Here is an 18,257-nt window from a genome sequence, read left to right on the forward strand (position 1 = left end):
CCCAGTGGCGTTTTCGACAGGTTTCGACGGGAAAACGACATACCTCGAAAAAGTCGCTATCACCTGGAATAAGAGGGCGATGTCCGGAGCATCATGGCGAACATCACAGGCGGCGACGAGGTATGTTCCGGCCATGCACACCGTCGCCGTCCTCGCCCTGGAAGGGGTCGTCTCGTTCGACCTCGCCGCCCCGATCGAGGCCTTCACCCGGACCCGGCTGCCCGACGGCCGCCCCGGCTATCAGGTCCGGGTCTGCGCGGAACAACCCGAGGTCGACGCCGGTGCCTTCAGCTTGCGTGCTCCCTGGGGGCTGGCCGGACTCGAGGACGCCGACACCATCATGGTGCCCGGCACCGCGAACCCGGCCGCACCGATTTCGCCCGCCGTCCGGGACGCGCTGCGTAGCGCGGCCGCGCACGGCACGCGCATCGCCTCGATCTGCTCGGGCACCTTCCCGCTCGCCGCCACCGGACTGCTCGACGGGCTGCGCGCCACCACGCACTGGATCGCCGCCGCCGAGCTGGCGGCCGCGTATCCGGCGATCGAGGTGGACCCGGATGTGCTCTACGTCGACAACGGCCAGATCCTCACCTCGGCCGGCGCCGCCGCGGCCCTGGACCTGTGCCTGCACATGATCCGCCGCGACTACGGTTCGGCGGTGGCCGCGGACACCGCCCGGCTCTCGGTGATGCCGTTGGAACGCGAAGGCGGACAAGCCCAATTCATCGTCCACGGCTTCGCGCCCACGCCGCGCGGCTCCGATCTCGAGCCGCTGCTGAACTGGCTCGAGACCAACCTCGCGGCCGACGTGACCCTCGACGAGATCGCCGCGCGCGCCGGAGTCAGCACCCGCACCCTCCTTCGCCGCTTCCGCGAGCACACCGGCACCACGCCCCTGCAGTGGCTGCATCGCGCCCGCATCCGCCGCGCCCAGCATCTGCTGGAATCCACCACCCATTCGGTCGAACGCATCGGCGCCCAGGTCGGATTCGGTTCGCCCACCACCTTCCGCGAGCGGTTCAAACGCACCACCGGAGTCAGTCCGCACAGCTATCGCCGCAGCTTCAGCTGATCTTCAGCTCACGGTCGCCGCCCCGGCAACTCATTGCTCACGCACAGCTCACACCCAGCCTCGGTCCGCATGCTGGCCTTTCAGAGAGGGCCGACGCGCGTCGGCACAGCACCGAACGAGCAGGTGACCGATATGGGAACGTCACATCCGAACCGCCGCGTGGGCCGGACAGCGGCCGGGGTACTCCTGGCCGTCGGCGCCGTCGGCACCACGACGGCGGCGGTCGTCGCATACGCCGACAACCAGTCCGCCGCGACCACCAACACCAGCATCACCGACAACACCGGCAGCGCGAGCACCGGCAGCGCGAGCACCGATCAGTCCTCCGGCACCGAGGGCACCGTGCCCCAGCTGAGCCCCGGCCAGGGCACCGCGCACGCGCGTTCGAGCGGCTCATGACCTCGACACACGCGGCGGAGACCGCCGCAGCCGAATGGGAGCTGTGGAGCACCACCGCTCGCCTCGTCGTCACCGATCCGGCCGCCCTGGCCGGGGCGCGCCGCCTCGTCGACGCTCACCTGGATCGAGTCGACAACGCCTGCAACCGTTTTCGCGCCGATTCCGAAATCGGCATGCTGACACCCGGCCGCCCGGTCACCGTCAGCGCGTTGTTCGACGAATATCTCGACGCGGCCCTGACCGTCGCTCGCGACACCGACGGCGATGTCGATCCGACGGTCGGCGCCGACCTCGACAACCTCGGCTACGACCGCGATTTCACGCAGATCATCGCCGGGCCGGTGGTCGTCCCGCTGAGCGTCACCCGGCGACCCGACTGGTCGCAGGTGATCCGGTCGCCGCGGTCGGTGACGCTGCCCGCCGGCGTGCGGCTCGACTTCGGCGCGACGGCGAAGGCCCTGGCCGCCGACCGGTGTGCGCGCACGGTCGCCGAGGAACTCGACTGCGGCGTACTGGTGAGCCTGGGCGGCGACATCGCCACCGCCGGGCCCGCTCCCGACGGGCACTGGCAGGTGCTCGTCCAGGACGATGCGACCCAGCCCGCCGCCCTCGTCCGACTGCCCGCGGGTGCGGCGATCGCCACCTCGAGTACGGTGCGACGGCGCTGGATTCGCGGGGGACGGCCGCTGCACCACATCCTCGATCCCCGCACCGGGTGTGCCGCGGAGCCGGTCTGGCGCACGGTGTCGGTGGCCGCCGACTCCTGCCTCGCGGCCAATGCGGCCGCCACCGCCGCGGTCGTGCGCGGGCGTGCGGCACTGCCGTGGCTGCGTTCCGCCGGGCTGCCGGCCCGGCTGGTGGACCGGCACGGGCGAGTCCTCATCCTCGGCGGCTGGCCCGACGAGCCGGACGGAATTCGATGAATACCTCTGCGTTCGACCAGGCATTGTGGGCGTTCGGCCGGGCCGGCGGGATCACGGCACTGATTCTGCTGACCGTCGCGGCCGTCGCCGGGATCGCCGCGCGCTCCGGGCGGGCCGTCCTGCTTCCCCGCGCCGGCCTCGCCGAATTCCACCGCGGCGCGGCACTGTCGGCGACGGCATTCGTCGCGCTGCACGTGCTGGCGATGCTCCTCGATCCGTACGCCCAGTTGCGGCTGCTGACCGTGGTGGTGCCGTTCACCGGCGGCTATCGGCCGCTGTGGGTGGGTTTCGGCACCCTGGCCGTCGACCTGATGGCCGTCGTCGTGATCACCGCGCTGCTGCGACATCGGCTGGGCCCCACAGTCTTCCGCCTGGTGCACTGGTCGGTGTACGCACTGTGGCCGGTGGCCCTGATCCACACGCTCGGATCGGGAAGTGACGTCGACCGGATCTGGATGCTCGTCCTCGTCGGCGCGTGCGTTCTCGCCGTCGCCACCGCCGGCGTCTCGCGGTTCAGCCGCGGTTTCACCGAATTCACCACAGTCCCCGAAAGGAGCCGGCGATGACGGCGACACTGACCGGAAATCCCGCGACTCCACCCGCCCCGGCCGGCACCGACCGATTGCTGGCGGCCGGCGATTCCAGCCTTTCCGCGCATGCGGCCTCCTACGGCCCCGCCCGCGCGGTCGGCAGCGAGTTCATCGACGTGGTGGCTGCTGCCGGTCTCACCGGTCGCGGGGGCGCGGGCTTCCCGGTGGCGCGCAAACTCGCGGCGGTGGCCGACGGCCGGGGCGCCGTCGTGGTCGCCAACGGCGCCGAGGGCGAGCCGGCCAGCGACAAGGACGCGGTATTGCTTTGGCGCGCACCGCATCTGGTGCTCGACGGACTGTCCGTGGCGGCCGCCGCCGTGGGGGCGCGGCGATGCCACCTGTACGCACCGGAGCGACTGCTCGACCCGATTCGGCACGCCCTCACCGAGCGGCAGTCCACCGGCTACGACACGCGGCGCGTGGATCTCACCCCGGCCGCCGACGGCTTCCTGGCCGGGGAGAAGAGCGCGGTTCTGGAGCGGCTGGCCGGTCGCGCACCGATACCGCGGGACAAGCCGGTCAGCACCTCTCGATCCGGGCTGAACGGCCGCCCGACGCTGGTGCAGAACGTGGAGACGCTCGCGCATCTGGCACTGCTGGCCCGATTCGGCCCGGCCTGGTTCCGCTCTGCCGGAACCCCCGACGAACCCGGCACCATGCTGGTCACCCTGTCCGGCACCACCGCATCCGGCGTCGTGGAGATCCCGATCGGCACCGGCCTGATCGAATTGATCCAGCGGTTCGGGCGCACCGATCCGGCCCAGGTCCAGGCGGTGCTGATCGGCGGATACCACGGCACCTGGCTGCCGGGCAGCGCACTGGCCGGCGCGGCAATGTCCCGAAACGCCCTGCGACACCGGCACGCATCGCCCGGCGCCGGGGTTGTACGCGTACTCCGCCACGACGAATGCGGGCTGCGGGTCACCGCGGACATCATCGCGTACCTCGCCGCCCAGAGCGCCGGACAGTGCGGGCCGTGCCGGAACGGATTACCGCAGCTGGCCCGCACCGTCGGCGATCTGGCGGCCCGCGGCCGCACCCGGCCCCAAGACGTCGCCCGCATCGCCGATCTGGTCGACGGTCGCGGCGCCTGCCACCACCCCGACGGGACCGCACGCCTGGCACGTTCGGCCCTGGCTGTCTTCGCCGAGGAAATCGCCCGCCACCGGCACGGTTCCTGCCGTGCCCGTTCCCGGGGAGCCGCGCTGTGACCGCACCCGATCGCCCCACCTGGCGCCTGCACATCGATTGGACTCGCTGCGACGGCCGCGGCCTGTGCAGCGAACTGCTGCCCCATGCCATCGCCCGCGACGACTGGGGCTTTCCGCTCACCCGCGACCACCGCGATCCGGTCCTCGACAGCGGTGCGGCCGCCGCGGCCCGCGACGCGGTGAGCCTGTGCCCGCGCCTGGCCCTGTCGCTGCGGCGGATCGGGTGAGCTGCGGCGGATCCGATGACCCGGGTTGAAGACGACCATCCCGGGTAAGGGCTCGGTATGGAATTACTGGTGATCGCCGGTTTGGTAGTCCTGGTCGCGGCGGTGGTGCTGTACCGCACGATCCACAATCACCGGTCGGGTCCGACGGAGCCGCCGGACAAAGAGGGCAACCTGCGGTGACGAGGCGCGCGGAACGACAGGAGGCTGGTTCGGTGACATCTCTGTGGCTCGATCGAACGCCCGTCTCGGTCCCGGTGACTCCGGATCCCGGCGGGGAGTACGACGTTGTGGTCGTCGGCGCCGGGCTCACCGGTCTGGTGACCGCGTTGCTCTTCGCGCGCGCCGGGAGCACGGTCGCGGTCCTCGAGGGCCGCACGATCGGCGCGGCCGCGACCGGCAACACCACCGGCAAGCTCAGCTTGCTGCAGGGCACCCACCTCTCGGCGATCACCGCGAAGCATTCGACGGCCACGGTGCGCAAATACGTCGACGCGAATCTGGAGGGCCAGCAATGGCTGCTGCGGTTCTGCGCCGAGAACGACATCGCCACCCAGCGCGCCGACGCGATCACCTACGCCGGTACCGAAGCCGGAACCGACTCGGTGCGCAAGGAATTTCGCGCCTGTGAGCGAGCCGGTCTCGACGTCGCGTGGTCCGACGACACCGCCCTGCCGTTCCCCACCTACGGCGCCGTGCGACTGGCGGACCAGGCGCAGTTCGATCCGATGGACGTCCTCGAGGGACTGACCCTGCAGGCCTGCCGGCACGGTGCGACGATCTTCGAACACACCCGCGTGCACGCCGTCCACGGCGATACGGTGTCGACCGACCGCGGCGATATCCGCGCCGGAACCGTCGTGCTGGCCACGGGCACACCGATTCTCGACCGCGGCGGGTACTTCGCGCGACTGGAGCCGCACCGCTCCTACGCGGCCGCGTTCCGGGTGCCCGGCGTATTCCCGCACGACATGTACCTGTCTGCCGACCAGCCCACGCGGTCGCTGCGGTACGCCCCGCACGACGGGGAGGATCTGCTGCTCGTCGGCGGCAGCGGGCACGTCGTCGGCCGCACCCGCTCGGAGAAGGCGCACGTCGCCGACATGTACACCTGGACGCGCACCCACTTCCCCGACGCCGAGCTGACCCACCGCTGGTCGGCCCAGGACTATTCGGCCATCGACGAACTGCCCTACGCCGGACCGCTGCTGCCGGGCAGCGATCACATCCTCGTCGCCAGCGGCTACGCGAAATGGGGAATGACCAATGCGGTGGCGGCGGGCCTCGCGCTGGCCGGCACCGTGCTCGGCGGCCATCAGCCGTGGGCGCAGGCGTATCGCACCTGGCGCGGCAGCGAAGTGACCGGGCTGGTGAAGGCCGCGTCGATGAATCTCCAAGTCGCACGGCATCTGACGACCGGCTGGCTGAGCGCGGCCTTCGGCGGTGGCGACACCCCCGCCGAGGGCGAGGGCAGAGTGGAGCGCCGCGGAATCCGGCCCGCCGGAGTCTGCACCGTCGACGGCACCACTTCGGCCGTCTCACCGATCTGCCCACATCTGCACGGCATCCTCAACTGGAACGACGCCGAGCGTTCGTGGGATTGCCCGCTGCACGGCTCGCGATTCACCCACGACGGAAAACTGCTGGAGGGACCGGCAACTCGCGATCTCGATCAGCTGTGACGGTCCGGCTACGCCGGACCCCTCACCGGCCTAGGGCGTCACGATGGCGAAGTCGGGGTCGGGGGCGTCGAGATATCCGACCAGTTCGATCAGCTTCGACACGTCGCCCTCGACGGTGACCGCGCCGTCGGCGATCAGCTGCCGCATATCCTTCGCACCGAGCAGGGCCGCGTGCAGATCGGCGTCGGACAGGGTGAATGTGGCGTCCGGGGTGGGCATATCCGTGCTCGCGTCGAAGTGGACGAGGACGCCGTTGCGCAGCTGGGTGCGGTGCACGAGATTCCGGTCGGAGACGTTCCAGTCGATGGTGATGGCGGCCGACCAGGCCTTGGGACCGTCGATCCGCAGCGCGATGGCGTCGAAAAGCTGTTCCACCGTGAGCGCGGCCGCGATGTCGGGTGCGTCCGAGGCGGTCGGTGTACCGACCGATCCGTGGCGCAATTCGTAGGCGCCCATCAGGAAGAAGTTGCGCCAGGTACCGTTCTCCGCGCCGTAGCCGAGTTGTTCGAACGTGTCGGCCTGCAGCTCCCGCGCCTCGCGGTTGTCCGGTTCGGCGAAGATCACGTAGTTCAGAACCTGTGCGACCCAACGGAAATCGCCGGCGGCGAACGAGTCGCGCGCCTTGTTCAGCACCTGCTCGGCACCGCCCATGTAGTCGACGTGCCGCTTCGCCGATTCGGTCGGCGGATGCTCCCACAGGGTGGCCGGATTACCTTCGAACCATCCCATGTAGCGCTGGTATATCGCCTTCACGTTGTGGCTGACCGAACCGTAGTATCCGCGCGCATGCCAGGCCGCGGCGACGGCCGGGGGCAATGCGATGGTTTCGGCGATTTCGATACCGATGGCGCCCTTGTTCAATGCGCGCAATGTCTGGTCGTGCAGATATCCGTACAGATCACGTTGCAGCGCAAGGAATTCCGTGAGGTTCTCGGTGCCCCACGTCGGCCAGTGGTGCGAAGCGAACAGCACATCCGCCCGCGCAGCATAGCGATTGATCGACTCCGTCAGATATTTCGACCACACATGCGGATCGCGCACCAGGGCTCCGCGCAACGTCAGCAGATTGTGCAAGGTGTGCGTCGCGTTCTCCGCCATACACAATGCACGCCGGTCGGGAAAATAGAAATTCATCTCCGACGGCGCCTCGGTGCCCGGAGTCATCTGGAATTCGATGCGCACACCGTCGACGACCTCGGTCTGCCCGGTGTGGGTGATGTCGATCGTGGGTGGGATCAGGGTCGGGGTTCCGGTCGAGGTCGTCGGCCCCAAACCGGCGCCGACCGCGCCCTTCGGGCCGCGCGCCAGGGCCGCGCCGTACATATAGGCGGCGCGCCGGCCCATGGCGGTGCCGGCGTAGACGTTCTCCTCGACCGCATGTTCCACGAATCCCGCCGGCGCCAGAATCGGGCAGCGGCCCGCCGCGACATCGTCCGCCGTGGTCACGCCTTTGACGCCGCCGAAGTGATCGATATGCGAATGCGAATAGATCACCCCCGTCACCGGCCGGTCACCGCGATGAGTGCGATAGAGCGCGAGTCCCGCGGCGGCGGTTTCCAGCGAGATCAACGGATCGATCACGATGACACCGGTATCGCCCTCGACCACGGTCATATTCGACAGATCGAGCCCGCGAATCTGATAGATCCCCTCGGTCACCTCGAACAAACCCTGAATGGCACACAATTTCGACTGCCGCCACAGGCTGGGATGCACGGTGGGCGGGCATTCCGCGTCGAGAAAGGAGTATCCGTCGCTGTCCCACACCACATCGCCCGCCGCATTCTCGACCACTCCGGGTTCCAGCGCCGCGATGAACCCGCGCCGCGCGTCCGCGAAATCCTGATCGTCCCCGAAGGGCAGCGCCCGGGTCGCCTCCTCGTTCTGTGTCCGCACACTGCCGGAAACGTCGCCCTGGCCGCTCATGGCACGCACCCCAATCCGCACGAAGGCTGTGGTTGTGTCGACTCGCCTGCGACCCTGCCAGCGGCGTCTGGAAATCACCTCACCCGAGACGGGTGAGCATGACCGCCGCGGCCGCATCGCCCGATGCACGCACCGGTCCGAGCGGAGATCACCTCCTACGGGTGAAGCCGGCACGCCTCGCACCCGAGATCATCGGCTCGACGGCATGCGGCGCTGCCGCCTCGGCAATCGTGTCACCGACGAGTACCAGGAGGACGCTATGGATCGGGCCGCGAAACCTTCCCTGCTGTCACGCATTTCGGCGCGGCAGTGGGTGGCGATCGTGCTGGCGGTGCTGACCGTCATCTTCGTCGCGCAGAACCATCATCGCGTCGACATCAACATCCTCACCGTCACCATCCGGTCGCCGATGTGGCTGGTGCTGCTGATCATGTTCCTCGTCGGCTGGGTCGCGGGCCTGCTCACCCGGCGCAGCCGGCGCTGACCGGTCAGAGTCCGCCGATTCCCTTTCCCAGGACGACGGCACCCATCACCAGCAGCACGATCGCCATCACGACGTGGTTGTCGGCCTGCAACCATCGCCGGGCGCTGTCGAGCGGTTCCCGCAGCCGATCGGCGGCCACCAGATATCCGATCACCACCGCCAGCACACTGGCCGCCGCGATCACCGTGAACACCACCACCGCGATCGCCTGCCGGCCACCGCCGATCCCACTCGTGCCGATGGCCACCCCGGCCGAGATGCACAACAGCAGATTCTTCGGATTCACCGCCGAGAGCATCGCGCCCAGACCGACCGCGCCCACCGCGCTCAACGTGTCGATCGCACGCATCCACCCGGGAACGTCGGTTTCCGAGCGAGACCGCCACTGCCTCGCGGCCAGACCCAGCAGCACGATACCCAGCACGATCTTGATCCACGCGGTCACCGTCGACGGATGCTCGTTTTCCGAATCCGACATCGTTCCCGACAACAACACGAAGATCGTGGTGACGACGACGATCCCGAGGAGCCAGCCGATCGCGAAGCCGGTCCCGGCCCGCGCGGCATTCGCCGAGAGAATGATCAGGATGGCGGCCACGATCGGGATCGGCGAGATCGCGACACCGACCGCCAGGGGCAGCAGATCGCCGATGACAGCGCCCATCTGCGCATCACATCTGCGGGCGCCAGGTGGCGACGGCCCAGATGACGACGATGTCGAGGGCGATCACGGTCAGCGACCACCACGGATACCAGGGCAACCACAGGAAATTCGCGATGATCGACAGGGCCGCGATGCCGATCGCCGCACCGCGGCCCCACGCGGTTCCGGTCATCAGGCCCAGCGCACACACCACGAGCACGATCCCGAGTCCGATGTGGACCCACCCCCAGGTGGTGAGGTCGACCTTGTAGACGTAATCGGGCCCGGCCACGAACAGGGTGTCGTCGGCCACGGCCGAAATCCCTTGCAGGATCGACAGAATGCCGACCGTGACGAGCAGGATCGCGGCGCCGATCGAGGTACCGGCGGCGAAGCCCTGCCGCACGGGGTGGCTGTGGGCCGGCGCCCGGTGCTGCGACGAGGTTGTCATCTCCGACTCCTTCCGAGCAGGGTTGCCGATGACTGTCGCGCAGGTGAACCCGGCTCACCTCACCCGAATCGGATGAAGTGCGAGCTACTTCCCGGTGGCGACCGCGCCGCCGTCGTTCTTGTGCCGACCGGCGAGATGGTCGATACCGAGTTTCTCGGCGAACAGATGGCGCTGCACGATCCAGCCCGCCGCCGAGAGCGCGATCCAGGCCAGCGCCGAGAAGATCTGTTCCCAGGTGGAATCCGGCGCCCGCAGGAACGACAGATGATCGTTCGTGCGACCGATCCCGCTCAGCACCATGCTCGCGCCGCCGATCGAGGTCAGCCACAGCAGTGCCCGGGCCCGGAATCGGTCGGCGAGGAAACCGCCGGCCACGCCGACCGCCAGGATCACGATCATGCTCAGCGCCCAGTTCTTGTCTCCCGGTTGCAGCACCGACGCCAGTTTGGCGCCGACCATCGCGCCGGTCAGCCCGCCGATGACATACGACGCGAAACGGAAGACCAGCGAGGTCACCACCCACGAGGAGAGCGCGCCGATCGCTCCGAACAGCAGCAACCACAGAAACGACGGATTGAACAGATCCGCGACCAGCCACCCGATGCCGAATCCGATCGCCAGGATCCCCAGATGCACCGATCTGATGCCGTAGAAGCAGAGCAGAGCCCCGACGAGCGCAACCACGATGCCGTTCATCACGACCCCTTTCGACCGTGAACCGCGTGCGCGACGATGCCGCAGCTTCACAGTAACCGCCCAGTTACCGGCGAGCACGGGGAACGTGCGAGGGAATTCCGGCACCCGCGGGCCCGCTGCCGGGCCTCGTGCCGCTACAGCATGCGCTCCCGGCCGTAGGTCGCGAATTCGGCCTCCCACGCCTGCTTGTCCGCCGGCGTCATGCGGTCGTACGCGGGTTCGCCGCGGCCGATCCAGCGATAGACGGCATCGTCGGTGCGCCACGCCTGCTCCTGCAGTCGGCGCTTGAGAACCTTGTTGGACCCGGTGACCGGCAAATTCGCCGACACCCGAAGCAGTCGCGGGGTACCCTTCGTGCCGAGGTCCCGTTGCGCGGTAAGGAATTCGGCGAATTCGCGCATATCGAACGAATCCGGATCGGCGACCTCCACGGCGGCCATGACCTGGTCACCGGATCGCGGGTCGGGGACGCCGAACACGGCGGCGGCGACGATCGCGGGATGGCGGCGCAGGACCTGTTCGATCATCAGGGCGGAGGTGTTCTCACCGTCGACGCGAATCCAATCGCCCTTGCGGCCCGCGAAATACAGGAATCCCTCGGTATCGATGTAGCCGAGATCTCCGGTCCAGTACCAGCCGTTGCGAATGCGTTCGGCATCGGCGGCGTCGTTCTTGTAATAGCCCTCGAAGGCCAACGCGCCGGCTTTGTCGATCATCTCGCCGATCGCCTCGTCGGGATTGCGGACCCGGCCGTATTCGTCGAGTTCCGCACGCACACATTCGCGCAGCGTATCCGGATTCACCACCGCGACACCGGCATGCGCGGGACGGCCGAGGGCGGCGGGCGGGGCATTCGGATCCAGCGCCGCCAACGTCGCGCCCTCACTGGAACCGTAGCCCTCGAACAATTCGGCGCCGAACCGGCGCCGGAATTCGGCCTGATCGGCCACCGACGCCTCGGTGCCGAAACCGCGCACCAGACTGTTGTCGCCGTCCTGCGGTGTTTCGGGGGTGACGAGCAGATATCCGAGCGCCTTGCCGACGTAGGTGAAGAAGGTCGCGCCGAAATATCGAACATCGGGAAGGAATTGGGAGGCAGAGAATTTCGGTGTGAGACATACCGTCGCGCCGACCGTCAGCGCGGGCGCCCACAACGCCATGATGGCATTGCCGTGGAACAGCGGCATACAGCAGTAGTCGACATCGTCGCGCACGTGACCGAATTTGTCCCGCGCCGCGTACGCGATCATGGCCAGGCGGCGCTGACTGCATTTCACCGCCTTCGAGGTTCCGGTGGTGCCGGAGGTGAACAGCAACAGCATCAGCGCGTCCGGGCCGCCCGCGGCCACCGGTTCGCCGCGATGGGCGTCGACGAGCGCGGCATAACCGGGGTCGTCGACCTGCAGATACCGGTCGCCGGGAAGGTCGAGATCCAGTTCGCGCAGTCGCGCCATCCCGGCCGCGTCGGTGACGATCAACTGGCAATCGACGTATCGGATATCCGAGGCCAGCTGAGCGTCTCCGCGGGTGGGATTCAGGCCGGCGACCGTGGCGCCCGCCAAGGCCGCCGCACCCAGCCAGAACACGAAGTCGGGAACATTGTCCAGCAGCACCCCGATATGGAAGGGCCCGTCGCGGCGCAGGGAGCGCGCCAGCTCCGCTCGGGCGGCCGATTCCCGAACCACCGCGTCCCAGGTCCAATCCCGATCGCGGGTGCGCAGTCCGAGCCGCTCGTCTCCGAGCCGGTCGAGCAGCATGGTCGCGATATCCGTGCGGCGCACGTCCGCGGTCGCATGGGAGAGTTCAGTCATTTCCGTATCGCCTTCCATCAGCCGAGTCTGGCCGTTTCACGCCTTCGAGTGCACGAGTTCGATGTATTCGCCCGGCAATTCGTCGAAACTCAGTTTGCGGATCTCGACCGGACCCGAGTGATACGAGTCCTCACCGACGATCCGTCCTTCCGCGTCGACGGGCCACAGCAGTAGCTGCCGGAAGACGACCAGATAGTCGGCCGCGGTGTCGTCGACGGGGATGCCGATCTGCGCGGCGTACGCGCCCGGTGACTGCCATGTCGAAACTCCTTCTGTCGCTGCCGATCATGGCCGAACCGAGTGATCCGGATCACCCGCCGCCCGTCGCCGGATGGGCCGCATTCATCCGACACGCGTCGGATCGGCACGCCCGGCCGCTTCCGGATCCGCGGCGAGTTCGGCCGAGGACAAGGCGATGCGTCGCACCATCAGCGCCAGCGTGGCCATGAAGCGGTCGAGCGCCTCGTCGACATCCCAGCCCATCACCGCCTCGACCTGCGCGATGCGCGCGGCCACGGTGCTGTGATGCAGATGCAGTTCCGCGGCGGTGCGGCGCAGCGATCCGAAGACACAGAACGCCTCGAGCGTGTCGACGGCGAGCGCGCCGGCCTCGGTGGCGGCGAACTCGTTGACCCGCAACACATCCGAGATGCCCAGCAGGCGCTGCACCGGAAGCTCACCGAGCAGGACCAGCGACCCGAGCCGTTCGTACGCGACAACTCGGCGCCCGTGCCAGGTCGAGGAGGCGAAACGCAACGCCCGCCGCGCCTGCTCCCACGACGTGGCGGCCGCGTAGGCCGGCAACCGCTCCCCCATCCCCACCCACGGCCCACACGCACCCCGGCGCGACGCCGGAAATTTGTGCACCACAGCCGAATTCAACACATCCGACAGCTCCCGGCAGCCTTCCCGGTCCTGGATCAGCACCGCGGTGGTCGCGCCGATCGGCGCCGAACGCACCAGCCGCACCCGGGCGCCGATGATCCGGACCGCTTCCACCGCACCGGGTCCCGATACCGCGAGCACCCGCATCGGCTGCGCCGGGTCGATGCCGAGCAGGCGCATGGCCCGCACGCGATCCTCGCGCCGCTGCTTCTCCGACAACACCACCTCCAGCAGCGCGGGATCGTCCAGACCCGTCGGCCCCGCCACCGAACCGCGCACCGCCACCACCCGCAGACAGTGCCGCAGCCGATCCACCAGGACCGCGTCGAGGGCGTGCGCGGCGCCGGCCCGCTCCAGCCACACCGCCGGCTCGCCGATCACCTCCGGCGGCGGCATCACCGCCGGCAGCGCACGCCCCGCCGCGTCGTAGCGAATCGTGGTGCCGGACGGCCACCTCGCCCCCGCCGGACATTCGGCCAGTAGCGCCGCGGCGCGGACCACCGCATCCGCGTTGGCGTCGGATTCGTCGAAACCGTCGAAGTATCGGATCAGCCGCAGCACGGCGTCCGGGTCCGCACCGAGTTCGAGCAGTCTCGGCGCCTCGGCACCCGGCTCGTCCATTCGCCCACCTCCACTCCGGCGAGTCCTCCGCTCAGAATGGCAAGAGTGTGGCGGCACGCCGGGTCCTTCCGGCGAATCCTCCCGCTGGGTGGGCCTCAGGCGATGGCGCCGTTGGCGAAGAGGACCTGGCCGTTGATCCAGCGGCCGGGGCCCGCGAGGAAGGCGACCGCTTCGGCGATGTCCTCGGGCGTGCCGAGTCGTTCCAGCGGAGACTGCGCGGCGAGGCGGTCGACGGCCTCCTGATCCTTTCCGTCGAGGAACAGGGGCGTGGCGGTCGGGCCCGGGGCGACCGCGTTCACGGTGATGTCGCGGCCTCGCAGTTCGCGGGCCAGGATCAGGGTCATCGCCTCGACCGCCCCCTTGCTCGCGGCGTAGGCGGCGTACCCGGGAGGTGCCAGGCGGGTCACCGAGGTGGAGAAGGTGATGACGGCGCCACCCGCGCGCACGCGCCGCGCGGCCTGCTGGGCGACCACGAAGGTGCCGCGAATGTTGATGCGGTGCATGCGATCCAGGGCGTCGAGATCGAAGTCTGCGACCGGCCCCAGCGTCATGATCCCGGCCGTGTCGACGACCACATCGATCCCGCCGAAGGCGGCCTCGACGGCGTCGAACGCGGCGGCCATCGCGTGTTCGTCGGCCACGTCGCCGCCCACCGCGAGGGCTCGGCCGCCGCGCCCTTCGAGTTCGGTCACGAGTTCGTCGGCCGCGGCCTTGTTGCCGGCGTAGTGCACGCCGACGGCCATCCCGTCGGCGGCGAGGCGCCGGGCGACGGCGCGACCGATGCCGCCCGAGGCTCCCGTCACCAGTGCGACGCGCGTGTGTTCGGCCATGATGCCTCCTCGAAACTTATGAACTCCGCGTCCATATAAACAGATTGTGGACGCTGCGTCCATATGTCACGCTGAGAACGTTCGGAAAAGGAGGGTGAGGATGCCGGAACAAGACGACGTGGCACGCCCGCGACGAGGCCGTGGCCGCCGTCCGGCCGCCGAAGTGCGCGCCGAGGCGCTCGACGCCGCCGGCGCGCTGCTGCTCGAGTCGGGGATGGGCGCGTTCACCATCGAGGCGGTCGCGGAGAAGGCCGGCGTCAGCAAGACGACGCTGTACAAGTGGTGGCCGTCGAAGGGCGCGCTCGCACTCGACGGATACTTCCACGCCGTCGAATCCGCCCTGACCTTTCCCGACACCGGCGATATCGAGGCCGATCTGACCGCGCAGCTCCGCTCGTTCGTCCACGTCCTCACGCGCACCCGCGCCGGGCGGGTGATCGCCGAACTCATCGGCCAGGCCCAAACCGATCCGGACCTGTCCGCCGCCCTGCTGGAACGCTATTCCGGACCGCGCCGCCGGCTGGCCGTGGAGGCCATGCGCGGCGCACAGGAGCGCGGGCAACTGCGTGCCGATGTCGACCCGGAGATCCTCGTGGACCAGCTGTGGGGCGCCTGCTACCACCGCCTGCTGCTGCCGAACCTGCCTCTCGGCGAGCACTTCGCCACCACCCTGGTCGCCAACGTCCTGCACGGCACGGCTACGTCGGCCGACGACCGAAAACCCGTCCGCGAGGCATGAATACACTCACCACGTCCGCGAGCCGATCGATCGATGGGAGTGCCGTGCCGTTCCCCCCGCCCGAGCCGTACGCGCACGGGACGCCCACAGTCGGCGACGAGCACGACGATCTTCCGCGGACGACGGCCGAACGGCCTTACCCCTCCGCGTTCCGCCTGCGGCATGCGCCGACGACGATCGAGGCCGCGCGGCGGGCGATCGCCGGATCCGGGGTGCGGAGGTCGGGCGCGTGAGGGCGGCGTGGGGGCGGATCGCGCTCGAATCGCTTGCCGCGGTCGCGACCGTGGTGGGCGCCGCCGGTGTGGCTCTGCATTTCAATCGAACCGAGTCCCGGTGGCTGGTTCTGGCGGCGTCGGGCGCGCCGTATCTGATGTGTGCCGCACTGGCCGGAGTGGCGCTGTTCGCTGCCGCGAAGCGGTGGGCCGGGGTCGCGGTCGCCATTGCCGTTGCGGGCGTGGCGATCTGGACGCAAGCTCCGCTGTATGTCGGCCACTCTCCCGGCGATCACGGCACGCCGGTGACGGTGATGCAGGCCAATCTGCTGTTCGACGGCGCCGATCCGCAGGCGCTGATCGAGCAGGTGCGCGAACGCAAGGTCGACATCCTCACTGTCGAGGAACTCACTCCGGCCGCGGTGCGCGCACTCGAGGGCGTGGGCCTGGACCGGTTGCTGCCGCATCGGCATCTGTCACCCGGGCGGACCGCCACCGGTACCGGGATCTGGAGCGCCCATCCCCTCACGGACACGGTGGAATACGACGGATTTGTCCTGAACCAGCTCTCCGCGACCGCGACCGTCCCGGGAGCCGGACCGGTCACCGTCTATGCCTTCCATCCGGTGCCCCCGATCTCCGGAACACACCTGTGGGCCGACGAATTGTCCCGGCTGCGAGCCATTCTCGACCGCTCGCCCGCGGACCGGCCGGTGATCGTCGGCGGCGATTTCAACGCCACCTTCGACCATGCCCAATTCCGCGCGATGCTCTCGGGCCGGTTCCACGACGCGGGCGAAGAGGAGGGCGCCGGCCACCTCGTCACCTATCCCACCGACAAGCGCTGGCCACCACTGGTCGGCATCGACCACATCCTGGTCGCCGACGGCCGCGCGGACACCGTCGACGCGTTCCGCCTGCCCGGCGCCGATCACAAGGCGCTCATCGCACAACTGCTCCTCCGCCCGCACTAGCCCCGATCGACTCCGGCCGGTTGTCGGTACCCGCCGCTATCGTCCGCATATGCACCCGGCCACCGCAGTCGTCGCGGACATCGTCGCGGCGATCACGCCGCTGGACCCCGTGGAGCAGGAGCACATCGACCAGACGCTGTCCTGGCTGGACGACACCGACGACATCTTCCGGCGGGAACCTCCCGCCACACCGCCGCAGCACCTCGTTTCGTATGTGGTGGTCGTCGATCCGGATGCCCGCGCGGTACTGCTCGGCGCGCATCGCAAGTCCGGACTGCACCTGCCGATGGGCGGTCACGTGGACCCCGCCGAAAACCCCTTGCACACAGCGCGACGCGAGGCCGCCGAGGAACTCGGAACGCAGGCCGAGTTCACCGTTGTCGGCGAACGCCCCCTGTTTCTGACCATCACCCGGACCGTCGGAGCGCATCCACACCGCGACGTCTCGCTGTGGTACGTCATGCGCGGCGACCGCGAACGTCCCTTCGCACTCGACCCACGAGAATTCGCCGGCGGGCGATGGTGGGACATCGATGACGACGCCATCCCCGAATCCGACCCCCACCTGAGCCGGTTCCTCACCAAACTGCGCACCGCGCTGTCGGCGCGGTAGCAGCCCGGCCGCCCTCGACTACGCACCCGAGTCCGCCGACCGGGAACGTTCAGGGCTTGTGTTCTTCGAGGTGCGTCCAGTAGCCGGGGGCGAAATACGTGTACTTCGCCGCCGTGTAGACCGCCAGCACTCCCCCCTCGAGGAACTTGAAATTGTCCTCCGGGTCGGGGAAAGACTGTTCTCGGTCCGGCCCACTCGCTGTCGTGTATACGCGGAAAGGCATGACAACCACGGTATCCCTCTCGCGGGGACGGCGGACCGACCTGACCGTCTTCTACACCAACGATTTTCCGAGCGCCTGCCGCCGCCGCATATCCTCGAGGTACCCGTCGAACGGGTAGCTGCGCCAGTGTTCGGGCAGGCGCTTCAGCACCGTTCCGATGGTTCGCATCACGATCTCGAAGGCGCGCTGCCGCCGCGGACCCCATCCGAGCCCCAGCGCGTCGCGGAACCGCTGAGGAAGGAAGCCGGTGGTGAAGAAGCGATTGACCCGCGCGAAGGCGATTCGCTCGACACGGCTGTACGGCCCCAGGCCGATGACCTGATCCAGCAGATAGCGGCGAACCTCGTCGTCGAACGAGATCTCGCCGAGCTTGGCGTTCCAGTACTCCTCGAAGGCCGCCCGGTCCGGCGGCCACAGCCGTTCCGGCATCTGCAACGTGGTGCCGAAGCGTGCGGACTCACGATAGAACTCCTCCGCCAAGTTATCGTCGATTCTTCCGTAGAAGAACCTGGTCGAATCGTCGACGCCACGATAGATGCAGGCGGCCACCCAGAGCTGGAGTTGCGGGTCGAAGGCGTTGTAGCGGACCGGGCTGCCGGGACGCGAACGCACCTGCCGATGCGAGGTGTCCACGGCGGCACGGTAGGCGGCACGGTCGTCTTCGGTCCCGAGCATGGCCACCGCCAGATAGGTCAGCGTGGTGCGCCCGCGCTTGCGCGGATGCCGCGCGTATTGGCCGCTCTCCACGGTACTTTCGACGACTCCGCGGCCGACCGGCGGCAAACCGAGTTGCATCACGACATTCGCCGGGCCGCCCAGCAATGCCGCGGGACCGGCCATGTACTGCCGCCGGCGGGCGAGTCCGGCATCCGGCGTCGGGGCCGCGGCGGCGGTTCGGGCGGCTCGATTCATACGTATCACTCCGAGGATCACTGAGACATCAGACGTCTCATCTTCTCACCATCCGAAGGTCGACGGCAATGCCCCCGAAACCGGGGCAACCCGCAATATGTGAATGTATATTCTTAGTCTATTCGGCGACACGATA

The 18,257-nt window shown here is 68.8% G+C and carries 21 protein-coding genes and 1 pseudogene; 12 read left to right on the forward strand and 10 right to left on the reverse strand.

The window, feature by feature from the left end; translation table 11 throughout:
* Positions 1-133 precede the first annotated feature (133 nt).
* The 8 genes from A5780_RS12740 to A5780_RS12770 all read left to right on the forward strand — a co-directional run bounded on the left by A5780_RS12740 (position 134) and on the right by A5780_RS12770 (position 6,101).
* Complete coding sequence (locus A5780_RS12740) at positions 134-1,072, forward strand: GlxA family transcriptional regulator (protein ID WP_064908531.1); 939 nt, start codon at positions 134-136, stop codon at positions 1,070-1,072.
* Between the two features lie 132 nt (positions 1,073-1,204).
* Positions 1,205-1,471, forward strand: coding sequence for a hypothetical protein (locus A5780_RS12745; protein WP_156769479.1), 267 nt, complete (start codon positions 1,205-1,207; stop codon positions 1,469-1,471).
* Complete coding sequence (locus A5780_RS12750; protein ID WP_064908533.1) at positions 1,468-2,394, forward strand: FAD:protein FMN transferase; 927 nt, start codon at positions 1,468-1,470, stop codon at positions 2,392-2,394. Before A5780_RS12745 ends, A5780_RS12750 begins: the two co-directional genes overlap by 4 nt.
* Complete coding sequence (locus A5780_RS12755; RefSeq protein ID WP_064908534.1) at positions 2,391-2,960, forward strand: ferric reductase-like transmembrane domain-containing protein; 570 nt, start codon at positions 2,391-2,393, stop codon at positions 2,958-2,960. Before A5780_RS12750 ends, A5780_RS12755 begins: the two co-directional genes overlap by 4 nt.
* Positions 2,957-4,195 (forward strand): NADH-ubiquinone oxidoreductase-F iron-sulfur binding region domain-containing protein, encoded by a 1,239-nt coding sequence (locus A5780_RS12760; protein ID WP_064908535.1) that lies wholly within the window; start codon positions 2,957-2,959, stop codon positions 4,193-4,195. Before A5780_RS12755 ends, A5780_RS12760 begins: the two co-directional genes overlap by 4 nt.
* Positions 4,192-4,422, forward strand: coding sequence for a ferredoxin (locus A5780_RS40900; protein WP_063012752.1), 231 nt, complete (start codon positions 4,192-4,194; stop codon positions 4,420-4,422). Before A5780_RS12760 ends, A5780_RS40900 begins: the two co-directional genes overlap by 4 nt.
* 57 nt (positions 4,423-4,479) lie before the next feature.
* Entirely contained in the window at positions 4,480-4,602 is a 123-nt protein-coding gene (locus tag A5780_RS42515; protein ID WP_255359447.1) for a hypothetical protein, read from the forward strand.
* A 32-nt stretch (positions 4,603-4,634) separates the two neighbouring features.
* On the forward strand, positions 4,635-6,101 hold the full coding sequence (locus A5780_RS12770; RefSeq protein WP_064908536.1) for an FAD-dependent oxidoreductase: 1,467 nt from the start codon (positions 4,635-4,637) through the stop codon (positions 6,099-6,101).
* A gap of 30 nt (positions 6,102-6,131) precedes the next feature.
* Here A5780_RS12770 and A5780_RS12775 read toward each other — a convergent pair whose 3' ends face one another.
* Positions 6,132-8,027 (reverse strand): alkyl/aryl-sulfatase, encoded by a 1,896-nt coding sequence (locus A5780_RS12775; RefSeq protein WP_082976438.1) that lies wholly within the window; start codon positions 8,025-8,027, stop codon positions 6,132-6,134.
* Between the two features lie 259 nt (positions 8,028-8,286).
* Here A5780_RS12775 and A5780_RS12780 point away from each other — a divergent pair, with 259 nt between their 5' ends.
* Positions 8,287-8,511: a lipopolysaccharide assembly protein LapA domain-containing protein gene (locus tag A5780_RS12780; protein WP_030513774.1), complete on the forward strand. Its 225-nt coding sequence runs from the start codon at positions 8,287-8,289 to the stop codon at positions 8,509-8,511.
* Between the two features lie 4 nt (positions 8,512-8,515).
* Here the strand turns inward: A5780_RS12780 and A5780_RS12785 are convergent, their stop codons facing one another.
* The 7 genes and pseudogenes from A5780_RS12785 to A5780_RS12810 all read right to left on the reverse strand — a co-directional run bounded on the left by A5780_RS12785 (position 8,516) and on the right by A5780_RS12810 (position 14,448).
* The gene (locus A5780_RS12785) at positions 8,516-9,175 is read right to left on the reverse strand and encodes a GAP family protein (RefSeq protein WP_064908537.1); all 660 of its coding nucleotides are present in this window, start codon (positions 9,173-9,175) and stop codon (positions 8,516-8,518) included.
* A 7-nt stretch (positions 9,176-9,182) separates the two neighbouring features.
* Complete coding sequence (locus A5780_RS12790) at positions 9,183-9,605, reverse strand: hypothetical protein (protein WP_030513772.1); 423 nt, start codon at positions 9,603-9,605, stop codon at positions 9,183-9,185.
* Positions 9,606-9,689: 84 nt separating this feature from the next.
* Positions 9,690-10,301 (reverse strand): hypothetical protein, encoded by a 612-nt coding sequence (locus A5780_RS12795; protein WP_063012756.1) that lies wholly within the window; start codon positions 10,299-10,301, stop codon positions 9,690-9,692.
* 134 nt (positions 10,302-10,435) lie between these two features.
* A complete protein-coding gene (locus A5780_RS12800; protein ID WP_064908553.1) occupies positions 10,436-12,112 on the reverse strand; it encodes an AMP-binding protein in 1,677 nt (558 codons plus the stop codon).
* Between the two features lie 36 nt (positions 12,113-12,148).
* Positions 12,149-12,388, reverse strand: a pseudogene (locus A5780_RS41825) (nuclear transport factor 2 family protein); the annotation flags it as partial.
* A 66-nt stretch (positions 12,389-12,454) separates the two neighbouring features.
* Entirely contained in the window at positions 12,455-13,618 is a 1,164-nt protein-coding gene (locus tag A5780_RS12805) for a CdaR family transcriptional regulator (protein ID WP_064908538.1), read from the reverse strand.
* Between the two features lie 95 nt (positions 13,619-13,713).
* Complete coding sequence (locus A5780_RS12810) at positions 13,714-14,448, reverse strand: SDR family oxidoreductase (RefSeq protein WP_063012760.1); 735 nt, start codon at positions 14,446-14,448, stop codon at positions 13,714-13,716.
* A 163-nt stretch (positions 14,449-14,611) separates the two neighbouring features.
* Between A5780_RS12810 and A5780_RS12815 the strand changes: the two genes are divergently transcribed.
* The 3 genes from A5780_RS12815 to A5780_RS12830 all read left to right on the forward strand — a co-directional run bounded on the left by A5780_RS12815 (position 14,612) and on the right by A5780_RS12830 (position 16,986).
* On the forward strand, positions 14,612-15,187 hold the full coding sequence (locus A5780_RS12815) for a TetR/AcrR family transcriptional regulator (protein ID WP_231982930.1): 576 nt from the start codon (positions 14,612-14,614) through the stop codon (positions 15,185-15,187).
* A 229-nt stretch (positions 15,188-15,416) separates the two neighbouring features.
* Positions 15,417-16,373 carry an endonuclease/exonuclease/phosphatase family protein gene (locus A5780_RS12825; protein WP_064908540.1) on the forward strand — a complete coding sequence of 319 codons (957 nt, stop codon included), beginning with the start codon at positions 15,417-15,419 and terminating at the stop codon, positions 16,371-16,373.
* Positions 16,374-16,422: 49 nt separating this feature from the next.
* Positions 16,423-16,986: an NUDIX hydrolase gene (locus tag A5780_RS12830; RefSeq protein ID WP_064901309.1), complete on the forward strand. Its 564-nt coding sequence runs from the start codon at positions 16,423-16,425 to the stop codon at positions 16,984-16,986.
* A gap of 49 nt (positions 16,987-17,035) precedes the next feature.
* Here A5780_RS12830 and A5780_RS12835 read toward each other — a convergent pair whose 3' ends face one another.
* Positions 17,036-17,209 (reverse strand): hypothetical protein, encoded by a 174-nt coding sequence (locus A5780_RS12835; protein WP_156055502.1) that lies wholly within the window; start codon positions 17,207-17,209, stop codon positions 17,036-17,038.
* Between the two features lie 51 nt (positions 17,210-17,260).
* Positions 17,261-18,121 carry an oxygenase MpaB family protein gene (locus A5780_RS12840; protein ID WP_082856907.1) on the reverse strand — a complete coding sequence of 287 codons (861 nt, stop codon included), beginning with the start codon at positions 18,119-18,121 and terminating at the stop codon, positions 17,261-17,263.
* Positions 18,122-18,257 lie beyond the last annotated feature (136 nt).

Origin of the sequence: Nocardia sp. 852002-20019_SCH5090214 (genome assembly GCF_001665865.1) — a bacterium.
GTDB classification, from domain to species: Bacteria; Actinomycetota; Actinomycetes; order Mycobacteriales; family Mycobacteriaceae; genus Nocardia; species Nocardia nova.